The 12,322-nt window shown below is 47.3% G+C and carries 9 protein-coding genes; 2 read left to right on the forward strand and 7 right to left on the reverse strand.

All coding sequences use genetic code 11. The features are described from left to right. Positions 1 to 29: 29 nt before the first annotated feature. The 5 genes from ABXS70_RS15530 to rpiA all read right to left on the reverse strand — a co-directional run bounded on the left by ABXS70_RS15530 (position 30) and on the right by rpiA (position 4,853). Positions 30 to 1,745 (reverse strand): ATP-binding protein, encoded by a 1,716-nt coding sequence (locus tag ABXS70_RS15530; RefSeq protein ID WP_342555394.1) that lies wholly within the window; start codon positions 1,743 to 1,745, stop codon positions 30 to 32. Between the two features lie 15 nt (positions 1,746 to 1,760). Continuing rightward, the gene (locus tag ABXS70_RS15535; RefSeq protein WP_366288996.1) at positions 1,761 to 2,849 is read right to left on the reverse strand and encodes a cobalamin-dependent protein; all 1,089 of its coding nucleotides are present in this window, start codon (positions 2,847 to 2,849) and stop codon (positions 1,761 to 1,763) included. 219 nt (positions 2,850 to 3,068) lie between these two features. Next, a complete protein-coding gene (locus ABXS70_RS15540) occupies positions 3,069 to 3,530 on the reverse strand; it encodes a MarR family transcriptional regulator (protein ID WP_342555392.1) in 462 nt (153 codons plus the stop codon). A 15-nt stretch (positions 3,531 to 3,545) separates the two neighbouring features. After that, positions 3,546 to 4,145, reverse strand: coding sequence for a GNAT family protein (locus tag ABXS70_RS15545; protein WP_342555391.1), 600 nt, complete (start codon positions 4,143 to 4,145; stop codon positions 3,546 to 3,548). Positions 4,146 to 4,181: 36 nt separating this feature from the next. Next, positions 4,182 to 4,853 (reverse strand): ribose-5-phosphate isomerase RpiA, encoded by a 672-nt coding sequence (rpiA, locus tag ABXS70_RS15550; RefSeq protein WP_342555390.1) that lies wholly within the window; start codon positions 4,851 to 4,853, stop codon positions 4,182 to 4,184. Between the two features lie 531 nt (positions 4,854 to 5,384). On the opposite strand from rpiA, the gene ABXS70_RS15555 reads away from it, so the two are divergent. Both ABXS70_RS15555 and ABXS70_RS15560 read left to right on the forward strand, forming a co-directional pair. Further along, positions 5,385 to 7,130 carry a HAMP domain-containing methyl-accepting chemotaxis protein gene (locus ABXS70_RS15555; protein ID WP_342556297.1) on the forward strand — a complete coding sequence of 582 codons (1,746 nt, stop codon included), beginning with the start codon at positions 5,385 to 5,387 and terminating at the stop codon, positions 7,128 to 7,130. Between the two features lie 40 nt (positions 7,131 to 7,170). Next, positions 7,171 to 10,872, forward strand: coding sequence for an amino acid adenylation domain-containing protein (locus tag ABXS70_RS15560; protein WP_366289001.1), 3,702 nt, complete (start codon positions 7,171 to 7,173; stop codon positions 10,870 to 10,872). A 179-nt stretch (positions 10,873 to 11,051) separates the two neighbouring features. On the opposite strand, the gene ABXS70_RS15565 is transcribed toward ABXS70_RS15560, so the two are convergent. Further along, positions 11,052 to 11,672: a TraX family protein gene (locus ABXS70_RS15565; RefSeq protein ID WP_342555388.1), complete on the reverse strand. Its 621-nt coding sequence runs from the start codon at positions 11,670 to 11,672 to the stop codon at positions 11,052 to 11,054. Positions 11,673 to 11,719: 47 nt separating this feature from the next. Further along, a complete protein-coding gene (locus ABXS70_RS15570) occupies positions 11,720 to 12,247 on the reverse strand; it encodes a GNAT family N-acetyltransferase (RefSeq protein WP_366289004.1) in 528 nt (175 codons plus the stop codon). Positions 12,248 to 12,322 lie beyond the last annotated feature (75 nt).

Genomic DNA, 12,322 nt, shown 5'->3' on the forward strand with positions numbered 1-12,322 from the left:
ACGTTGACGCAGCACTGCTGCTTCATACTTCAATCTTGGTTGGTTTGCTGCAGTGCTGCGCAGGCAGCCTGATATGCCGGAAGAAGCTGATCAAGCAGTGGTTCTGCCTGATGTGTCTGCTCTGCCTTGGCATAATCCTCAATCTGACTGAACAAGGTTGAGAGATGGCTGATCCCCAGACTCAGACTTCCTGATTTCAAATCATGAGCTGTCTCGGCTGCCGCACCATGATCGGCTGAAACGACATGTCTGCGCAAATCCTCGATTTTCCCCGGTGTTTCCGCACGATACATCTCCAGGAGCATACTCAGCAGTGTTTCGTTCCCGTCCGTATTTAATTCAGCAATTTCACGAACAACGTTCATATTCAGAATGTCAACAGGCTTCGAAGCCGAATGCCACTTTCGAATAGTCGTGCCCAGCACTTCCAACGTAAACGGTTTACCGATAAAGTCATTCATTCCGGCTTCATAACACTTGTCTTTCTCGCTCTGCATCACATTGCCAGTCATCGCAATGATCGGTGTCGGCTGACGCATTTCATTCCGCTCCATTGTGCGTATCTGACGGGCAGCCTCCATGCCGTCCATAACAGGCATCATGCTGTCCATCAAAATCAAACTGTATGTTTTATGACGAAACGCATTTACAGCCTCTTCGCCATTGTGTACACATTCGACTTCGGAAAACCCCAGCTTTCTGAGCTGCAGCAGCACAAGCTGGCGGTTAATGGCATTATCGTCAGCCAGCAGAATTGGCAGGGATTGATAGTCTTCTTCGGGTGTATCTGAATGCGTTGAAGATGCGCCTGCATCAGCCTGCTGCACAGCCTCTTCGTCCTCTTCCATACCTAGTCCAAATTCAAGCTCGAACCAAAAGGTGGAGCCCTCACCTTCTTTACTGTTGATTCCAATCTGTCCATTCATTAGAGTGACAAGTGACTTACAGATCGTTAGACCCAGTCCCGTGCCCTCATACTCTTTTGACCGTCCCTGTTCAGTCTGCATATAAGGCTGGAACAGATTTACCTGGTCCTCTTCTGAAATCCCTATTCCCGTATCCCGCACCTCAAACCGAACAATCTGGGTACTCACTTGATGCTTTACAAGTTTAACCTTCACTTCAACCGAGCCATCCGTCGTAAATTTGTTTGCATTTTGAATCAGATTGATCAGAATTTGTGTAATTCTGGTGGGATCGCCTTCAAGAACAGCAGCGATCTTTGAATCACAGTCAATAATGAGTTGATTTCTTTTCTTTTCAACCTGCGGTTTGAGCAGATGCATAATGTGGTCCAGAATGTCCTTGAGCTTCACTTCTCCCCGTTCAAGGCGCATCTGTCCCGCATTGAGTTTGGAGAAATCCAGCAGGTCCTGTATTAATTTCAGCAGGAGTCTGGCTGCATCCTGAATGACCGTAACAGAATTTTTTTGCTCCTCTGACAGAGGAGACAGCGCCAACAGCTCAGCCATTCCCAATATTCCGTTCAGCGGTGTACGAAAGTCGTGGCTGATGACTGCCATAAAAGCACTTTTTGATTCGTCAGATGCCACTGCCAGCTGCCGAGCTGATTCAAGGCCTGCATTGTTCTTGGCCAGTCGCCGCTGGAGTGTAGCCAACTCATTGTTCATTTCCGAGAATTCGGACAGTGTGCGCTCCTCCTGCTCCTTGCTTCGAATCAGCTGGTCGGATAACTGCTCGATTGTGCTTCGCAGCCTCTGTATCTCTTCATTGTCATTAGACATCACTTCATCCCTTTCCTATTCACTTGCCGTACTTACATTGTCAAGCGACACCGGATGAATAAGCAGACGCTCTGCAACTGCAACAGCCTCTTCCGCTCCCGGAGCATAGCCATCAGCGCCGACTGTCCTCCATAATTCTGGGTCTATGTTAAACGGATAACCACCAACCATCACTTTGACGTGGGCCGTTTCTGGATGATTACGAATGCGTTCGATCAGATCTTTAGCCAAATGAAGATGATAAGTCATTGTCACTGAAATCGCCACCACATCACTCTCATGCCGTTCAATTGCCTCCACGATGCTTCCATTCGGAACGTTGGCACCGAGATAATACGTATCCCAACCCTCCATCTCGAATATATCCGTAAGCATACGCAGTCCAATCTCATGCTGTTCACTTCCGACACAGGCAGCGACCAGTCTTTTACCCTGATTCGGCTGAATCAGCCATCTGGAATACAGCCTGGAAATAAACGATTGCGTTGCCGCTGTGCAAAAATGTTCTTGTCCCACACTAATCTGCCCCTGCTGCCACAACCGGCCAATTTCATATTGGACGGGTTGAAAAATGTACCGGTACACATCACGAATAGATGCTCCATCATCCAGTTCCGCTTGGATCATTTCGAAAGCTTCCGTTCGTTTATTTTCAAGCAGATGCTGCAAATAAACCTGTGCCTCCAATCCATAGGGCATGGAGGTATGGATAAAACTGGCCTGGGACTGTGCATGCCTCGTTACATCAATGCCCATCTCCAAATATTCCAAAAGGAATTCACGGTGAGGATGCTCGTACTCTTTTTCTAGTGCCTCTTTGATCAGCAGAAGATTCGTTTCCAAATCTTCCGCCGATACCCGATATCCTGCAAGCAGCACTTTTAACCACGATATATAATGAGTGAACAAACTTGGACTTTTGACGAGTACACTTTCTGCCAGATAGCTGAGGCTGTACTGTGAGTCCTGCTTGGTTCTAATTTTTCCGATCGTACCGAAACGCTCCATTAAGTCGGGCTGCAGCCGATACTGCATTTCGGTTATTTTCTCAGCCAAGATCCCTGCATCTTGAAGTAGACGTTCTCCGGCCTCCCGATGGCTCATCGACGCATTCCTCCTTTGTCTGCAATCTACTGCACATCCATCTGCTTCATCTATAACTATATGAATTATGTCTTAGGCAGCACTACTGCTCTATTATACATGATGCGGTATATACATTTTCGGGCGCTGTAAAACAATCTTCCTATATTATGAAGCTGTACGCAAGTCATACAGCTAGGAGTAACGCCATTTAATAGGCACAAAAAAAACGGATCTACGTTAGGAACGCAGGTCCGTTTTGCCTTCTGCAGCAAGCCCCAATTTCTTCAGCAGGCGTATCGCATCCACTTTCTCGGAAGGCTCAAGTCCTTCCAGAATATCAATAATGACTTGATGATGCTGTGGAAATATTTGCGTGAATAACTGTTTACCTTCCTCCGTTAATTCGGCATAAATCACCCTGCGGTCCTCCTTGGAGGGGCGGCGAAACAGTAGATTCTTGTTTTGTAACTTGTCGACCACATACGTAATATTGCCACTGGACATCAGCACTTTTTCACCGATCTTTTGCAGCGCTTGCGGTCCTTTATGGTACAGCAGGTCAAGTACACCAAATTCCGTGGAATTGAGTCCATGGCTCTGGATGTCCCGATTGGAACGTGATGTCACCGAATTGTAAGCTCGAATTAGAACGACGAACAACTGCAGTGACAGTTCCCGGTTATCCTCCGTGTTCAGCATTTCTATAATCCTCCATCAGTTGTATACATTTCCGTCCGCTTCATTAGACGGCTGCTGCTCCCACTCTTCACGGAGCATCCCCATCCGAATTGAATCATAATATACGCCTTCAACGATCCTGCACTTCCGCAGCCTTCCCTCGATCTGCAGTCCAGCTTTGGCAGCAGCCCGCATCATTCGTTCATTGCCAGACCAGGTCGTCAATCCAACCCTCACAATAGGCATTTTTCTAAATAAATGGCTCGACCACAACTGAAGCGACCTTGTGCCAATTCCCTTCCCCCATCGGGATGGTTTATAGATTACAATACCCATCTCAAGCCACATGGATAACGGATCTTCAATATAATAACTTATCATTCCCACGATTTCTCCGTCTGCTTCAATGACCCGGATGGAACAGGGGCGCGCAGCTTTTTGATCCGTTTCCATGCGCCCAAGCGTCTGCTGCTCGAAATGCTCGTAACGTTCACGTTCAAGTGGATAATAAGGCGCATCCCATTTTTTCCATTCAGGATCTTCATCGCTATAGATCAGTTCATAGAGTTCGGACAGGTCTTCATGCTCCACCGAGCGTAGAACGAGTTCCTCATCTCTTAGCGGCAGTTCTTTCATATACAGCAGGGCACCCTCTTCCCTTTTAAAAATTCATTACGGACGGTGAAGCTCGTCAATACTGCCGTCTTCTTTGGCGATGACCACAATGTTGGCCATGTTCACAAACAGTCCATTGTCGACAACACCTGGCAGCATGTTCAGCTGCACATTGAGTTCTTCTGCATGATCGATCGCTTCCAGATGACAGTCTGCAATCAGATTTCCGTTATCCGTAAGATAGCGTTCCTGCCCGTCCATTCTCCACTGCGGCTGGCATCCCATGGTTTCAAGTGCCTGAAAAGTCCATTCGGATGCAAAAGGTACAACCTCAACCGGCAGCGGAAACCTGCCCAGCTTATGTACAGCCTTGCTTCCGTCAGCGACAATAATCAGTTTATCGCTGTTCGCTGCTACTATTTTTTCACGCAAAAGAGCCCCGCCGCCGCCTTTGATCAGGTTAAAATCAGGATCTACCTCATCCGCTCCGTCGATGGTCAGATCGAGACGTCCGATCTGGTCAAATGGAATGATCGGGATTCCCCATTCCCGTGCGAGCTTGTCCGAAGCCTCCGAAGTGGCTACGGCCTGAATGTTCAGCCCCTCGCGAACCCGTTCCCCGATCCGGCATATCGCATAATACGCGGTAGAGCCTGTGCCTAATCCAACTTTCATTCCATCTTCAACGTACGATGCCGCATGTTCTGCCGCTATCTGTTTCAGATTCATTATTTAACACCCGCCTGCTCGTAATTTGTAAACAACCATATGTAGTTATTATAGATAAAACCTCTTCCGATGTATATCCATGCTTATCAAGCTGAATGAAGACCTTTTATCTAGTAACTTATCTAGCAACAAATGAATGATAGATAGTGTATTTTTCCTCACTATGTTATAGAATACAGAATGAAGCTAAAAATTGGTAATTTTTAATAATAAACAGTACTAAATACCTATAAAAAGAATGATGTGTCCATAAATACGTAAAAAATTAAAAAACTTTTAACAAAACTATTCAATTTAACGACATATTGCACGACATAATAGGTATAGATGTGTTTTAATAATTAGACACATGAGGTTTCATAAGGTACATAAGTCTCTCACAGTGACTAAGAAACCAAGACCATTGTCGCATACTTTCCTTTGAAGGAGATGACCTAATGAAGTAGCTTTTGTACAAGAGCATACCTTAGAGTTTTTAATTTACAGAAGATCAGGAGTGGAATTTAAGTGAAATCATTAAGTTGGAAAAACATGTCGTTTTTCTCCAAAAACCTGCTGCTATCATTCACGAACATTATCATTATCGGCGTGGCTTTGATCGCAAGCAGTTACTACTTCCAAAGAACGATTCTGGTCGATCAGCTGCATGGACAGGTCGCACAGATTACGAAAAAATGGGCCCAGGATATTAACCCGGCAGAGGTACAAACCGCAATTACTGAACGCAGCTATGATGGTACAGCACAGACAAAGCTCAGAGCTTATTTTGACGAAATGCAAAAATATTATCCTAACATTGCACAAGCCTATATCTTTGGTGTGGAGCTTGGCGGAGACAACAAACGGTTAACTTCCCTTGTTGCGATGCCAACGAACCTGAGAGAGGCTTTTCAGAGTGATAAAGTAAATATTGGCGATATGTACGAACAACCGGTCGTTGTAGCTAATGCTCTGAAAGAAATGCTGAGTACAGATCGTCCGACGTTCACAACCTTCTACTCGGATGACTTCGGAACCTGGACAACCATCGCTTACCCGATTAAAGACAGCAACGGCAAAATTTTTGCTTATTTCGCGGTTGATGCAGATGCAAGTGCCGTTCCAGCCGGCCTGAATTCGTTGTTAGTCAATGGCATTATTATTCTCGTAGCCTTTCTGCTTCTGTTCCTGATTATTCAATACCTTGTCGTTAAAAATACCCTCTCACCTATCCGTCACCTGATCAAAGGGATTGATGAAGTCAGCAGAGGTAATTTGGATGTCACCATTCCGACGGGAAAAGACGATCTGGGACTTGTTAACGAGAAATTCAACGTCATGGTACGTAGAATCAACGATACAATCGTAAAAGTGCAAATGACTTCCCAGGAAGTGAATCAATCTGCGAAGGAACTCTACGAAGTGTCAGAACGCAACAGCGACAATGCAGATACGATTAACAATAACGTAACGCAGATCACTTCTAACATTCGTTCACAGGAACAGGCTACACGTGACAGTGCACGTGCCATGTCCGAGATGGCCACGGTGATTCAGACCATCGCAAGCAGCTCCGCAAGTGTTGCAGATGAAGCCTATGAGATGGAACGGCGTTCACAGCAAGGTAACAGTGTGGTTCGCCAGGTATCTCAACAAATGAATCTAATTACAGAATCCGTAAAAAACACAGCAGCTGCCATTGAAGTGCTGGAGAGCCGTTCGCAAGAAATTGGCGATATCCTGAATATTATCTCAGGCATATCCAGTCAAACCAATTTGCTTGCCCTGAATGCATCTATTGAAGCAGCGCGTGTAGGTGAAGAAGGAAGAGGGTTCGCCGTCGTTGCTGGAGAAGTACGTAAGCTCGCGGAACAGTCGGAACAGGCCACCAGCCAAGTCGGTGTATTGATTCAGGAAATTCAGACGGGCATTAAACAAGCAGTCCGGGCGATGGAGCAGGGCACTTCTGAGGTCGATACAGGTCTCTCCGCAGCAGATCAAACCGGGCAGTTATTCGATGAAATTCTGGAAGCGGCGAAAAAGGTTTCGCATCAAATTCAGGAAGTGTCCAGTGCAACCCAGGAAATTTCTGCAGGCACAGAAGAAATGACAGCTACAGCAGATGACTTGTCCGCAAGTGTAAGCAAGACAGCAGACAGCAGTGAACAGATCTCCGTATCGGTGGACGAACAGAAAGCATCCCTGATTACGCTCGTGGACTCCTCCACTAGGCTCAATGATATGTCTGAAGAACTGCAGGAACTGATTGCCCATTTCAATGTAAGCAAGCAGCAATAAACTAAACCGACATTCGGTTAAACCAAGGAGGAAAACTGAAGTGATTGAAAACCAATCATCATCCCGTGTGGAATCTGGCTTACCCGTTCTTCAGATTCCACTGGATTATGGGCGCCGCCAGCAAACTTTTTCTTATGAGTCTACTCATATAACATTGGAAGCGTCATTGAGTCGTGAACTTAAAAAGAAGTTTGGGGAGCAGATGGTCTACCCCGCATTCCTTTCAGCGTATGCAGCCTTGATATTCCGATTGTCTGCAGAACAGGAACTAGCGATCGGCGTACTCGCTCCGGATCAGGCCGCTTCTTATCTTTCATTACAGCTGGGGGGTACGACAACGTTCAGTGAACTCCTTGAACAAATTGTGCAGCAGCTGCAGATTCATTACACACAACAGACAGGTGGATATCCTGAGACCGTGTTTATGCTGAACAGCGTACAGCTGCCTCAGTCTCCTCAAGTGATGAACTGGAACGTTCGTTATGATCAGAATAAGACCATACTCGACCTGTTTTATGACTGTTCGTTATTAAAAGAATCTACTGTGCTGCGGTATGCAGCGTATTTCCAGACACTGCTGCTTGCACTCCTGCGTGATGAAAATAAAGCGATTGGCTCAGTGGATATACTGTCCGCTTCAGACCGTCTGCTCTATCGTGAGATGAATGACACCGCGGTACTCGAACCCGTCCATTCCACCATTCATGGCTGGTTTGAAGCCACTGCCGCAGCGTACCCGGATTCCCCGGCGATCACCTCCCTTGCAGCAAGTTATACATACAGGGAATTAAACGAGCGTGCAAACCAAGTGGCCCGTGTATTGATGTCGAACGGCCTGAAGCAGGGTGAATTCGTCAGTATTTTTATGGATCGAAGCCTCGACACGATCATTTCACTACTGGGTATTCTTAAGGCAGGTGGTGCATATGTACCGATTGACCCTGAACATCCGCAGGAACGCAACAGCTATATTGTCGAAGATACAGCTTCATCGTTTGTATTAACAACAGAAGCCTCGTATGATCAGGCGAAACAGTTGTTTTCCGGCATCTCTACAGTACGTCAAATTCTCTCGGTAGACGGCAAGCTCGCAGGGTTCGCAGCCAGCAATCCTAACCTGGATATTAAGCCTGATGATCTCGCCTATATTATCTACACTTCGGGTTCTACCGGCAAACCGAAAGGCGCTCTGATTGCGCACAGGGGCGTAACCAATCTGGGGAGCGTCGTGCAGCGTGACTGCGATATTCAACCGGGTGATGTATTAACACAGTTTGCAACGTACAGTTTCGATGCCTCTGTATGGGATACGATCGGCGCCTTGTTCTATGGTGCTGAGCTCTATCTGTTATCGGCAGAAGAACGCGTATCTATCGAAGAGTTTGCAACTGCAATTGAGCGAACCGGCACAACAGTTATTACGATTCTGCCTACGATTTTCTTTAATCAACTCGCCTCTTATCTATCTGATGAAGGCTTTCATAAGCTGGCCAAAGTACGGATCATCACCGTAGCGGGGGAAGCTCTCTATGGAGAACAGGTCCGGTCATTCCAGCGCAAGTTCGGCAATCAGATTGATATTGTTAATGTGTACGGTCCTACGGAATGTACTGTCGCTACCACTACGCACCGGATCAGTGAGCAGGTTCCGGAACACGTCGTCAATATTCCAATCGGGAGACCGATTCATAATTATAAAGTGTACATTGTCAACGAAGAGCAGCAGCTCTGTCCTGTAGGCGTTCCAGGCGAAGTGTATATTTCTACTCCGGCGCTCGCTAAAGGTTACTTGAACCAGCCAGAACGTACGGAACAGTCTTTTATTGAAAATCCGTTTGCAATCGGCGAAAAAATCTATAAGTCTGGTGATATTGCCAAACTGCTGGACACAGGATATTTGGAATATGTCGGACGAAGCGACTCTCAGCTCAAAATCCGCGGTCACCGGATAGAAATCGGGGAAATTGAGGATCATTTGGCCCGCCTGGAGCAGATCCAGGACGTTGCTGTTATCCCGAAAAAAGAAGCGGATGGTCAGAACATGCTGGTGGGATATTTCACATCCAAAGATGGAAGCACCCTTTCGGCAGCCGACATCAAAGCAGCACTCGCCGAGAAGCTTCCATCGTATTTTGTACCGAAGTGGATCTGCCAGCTGGATGAGATGCCAATTGCGCCGACTGGAAAAATCAACCGCAAAGCGATGGTATCCATGCCGCATGTGGAACGTCATACAGAGCAGCCTGATCGAGTGATGCCCGAGACAGAAACGGAACGAGTTCTCTATGACGCGTGGAAACAAATTCTGCAGCATGACGATTTTGGTGTCGAAGACAGCTTCTTCAGCATTGGAGGCGACTCCCTGCGTGTCATCCACGTGTTGGTTATTCTGAAGCCTCATTATCCGCAGCTCAAGATCGCCGATTTCTTTGCCGAAAAAACGATCTCTGCACTAGCTCGCCGGGTTGAGACTTTAGCGGAGCAGCGTTCAGCTGCTGCACATACTTCTGTCCATAAAGGCACTATTACCCAGTTATCCGAGCATCCAGTAGAACTGTCATCGCAGCTGGGCTACCCTGCTATCCTTAAACCTGAGCACGTGTTGGTAACCGGCGCAACTGGTTATCTCGGTTCCCATGTGCTGCAGCAGCTGATTGTGAAATCTGCGGCACGCCTCTATGCTCTTGTCAGACGTCCGAGCGATGGAACGACAGCCATGGAGCGTTTGACTTCAGTCATGCAGGGCTATTTCGGCAAACAACTGGCTGACCAGCTTGCTGATCGGGTTGTTATTGTCGAAGGTAATCTGGAGGAAAAAAACCTCGGTCTTTCCAGCGAGCAGCAAGCTTTAATTGAATCCAACGTGGATCGCATTATTCATTGTGCTGCCGATGTTCGGCATTTCGGGGAGGCATCGCAGTTTGCCAAAACCAATGTGGAGGGCACCGTTGCTCTGCTCAATCTGATCCGTAACAAATCAGGAGCTTCATTCCATCACGTATCCACCATGGGTATACCGGAAGACCTGGCACTTAGCGGACAGTGGGAGTCCACGCTGCAGTATGACCGTTTCCCGGCAGATCTGCATGTGGACAACCTCTACTCTGACAGTAAACTTGAAGCGGAGAAAGTACTCATGACTGCCGCAGCAGAAGGTGTACCTGTCAGCATCTACCGGGCAGGCAATCTGACGTGTGATTCTCGTACCGGCCGTTTTCAGACGAACATTGACAGTAATGCTATCTACCGCATGATCAAAGCGATGCTGCTGCTGGGCAGGGCTCCTGCTGCAGACTGGATGATGGATTTCACGCCGATCAATTATGCCAGCGAAGCCATCGTGCATCTGGCCCTGCGCGAAGATACTGCCGGACGTGTGTTCCACATCTGTAACCCGGAGCCGATTCGTTATGACGAATTAATCAAGGCCGTGAAACGTGCTGGTTATAACGTCGAAACGATGCCGTTTGAAGACTACAGCAGCTGGCTGTTCGATGCGAATATTCCTAAAGAGCCGGAAGCTTTACAGCTTGCGATCGCTCAGCTGGAGGGTGATGGAGCAAAGGATTCGGCATATGCTTATGCGTCGCCGGTTACAACGGCTTACGTCGAACCAGCCGGAATTACCTGCGCCAAAACCGACGATCGCTTCATTCAAAGTATGCTGGACTATGCTGTTCAAATCGGTTATTTCCCGGCGCCGATTCGTCCAAACTACGGCACAACCCGGATTGCCGATTAAACTGAAGCGAACAAATCTATAAATGGATATGAAGTTAAAAGCCACTCTCTCGCCAATCCCGGCGAAGAAGTGGCTTTTTTTTGCCATAAGCTGAGTTGAGTGACAAGCTCACATGCAATTAAGCTGCGCAGTGACTTAAACGACATACCGCTGCAGTATCTGACCTTCCACCGCACCGGCTAGATCCAGCGAATTACGGCAATGATTGCGAGATGAGCCGGGTAGAAATAACGCCATATCCAGCGTGGGCCTTTCAAGCGAAAATCTGCCTGATTGTATTGTGCAATGGCAATGCCGATCGATGCCAGCACGCTGAACATCTGTAGAGAGCTGTGGTGGAGCAGCACATAAAGTGCATTCAACACGACATGTGCCATGACCAGCACAGGCCCTTTGAAGTAACGGAACAGCAGCACGAGCAGCAGGCCGTACATCCCATAGTCCATATGTGTCCATTCCATCACCAAGCCTGCCCCGATCGCCAGCGGAATACTAATCAGCTTCGAAGGAATCTTGTCCAGAGCGAGCAGCACAAGCAGTGCAGACCATAGGGTCCAGACGACATTCAATGAGAAATGATTAAACGCTGCCATAAACGGCACTTGGGAAATAAGCGCAATCCAGAACAAGCGCCATATGTATTTCTGCACATTTCTTGTATGTTTATAGCCCATATATATGGAAAAAGCATAGATGGGAAAAGCGATGCGACCGATGATTCTCAGTTCTGTGATATGCGGATAAAACACCGCTCCAATATGATCAATCAGCATCGTTATCATGGCAATCCACTGCATCATAACGACTCCTCCTTTCTTCCCCGTTTCCGTACAGGTAACTTAGTGTATCACAGCATTCCACCCTTTACGCTGCATTCATAATACATGAAGCTCTGATCCTGGGCATATCCTTCAGATTCGTATAATGCTTGAGCCTGCTGATTACTTACAGCCGTAGAGAGTGTAATACGAAGGATTCCATGATCCGCCGCCTGCTTCATCACCGCCTGCATCAGCTTTCTTGCGATCCCCTGCTGACGGTAATTCGCATCCACGTACAAATCGTTCAAAATCCAGATCGGCCCCATCGAAACAGAGCTGTAGCTGGGATAAATCTGCACCAGCCCCGCGGCCTGTCCTTCCGCTTCATTATACTTCCCTTCATTGACTGCCTGGGCTGCACCTGCTCTTTCTTTCCGGTCTTTGATACACTGCGCAATAAAAACAATCGATTCATTATTGTTCATCCGTTCTTCCATGAAACGGCTCGCACCTTCGACATCGGATGACTGTCCATAGAACATACGGTACTCGTTAAACAGCCTGGATACTTCAGTCATATCGTTTAAATTCGCTTGTCTGATTTCAATCTCCATCTTATCCCTCTTCTCCATGTGATCCACTTCGTGAATTTATTGTATAAGAAGTGATGCTGTTCTCCCATTCACCAA

This window comes from Paenibacillus sp. AN1007 (assembly GCF_040702995.1).
In the GTDB taxonomy this organism is placed as follows: domain Bacteria; phylum Bacillota; class Bacilli; order Paenibacillales; family Paenibacillaceae; genus Paenibacillus.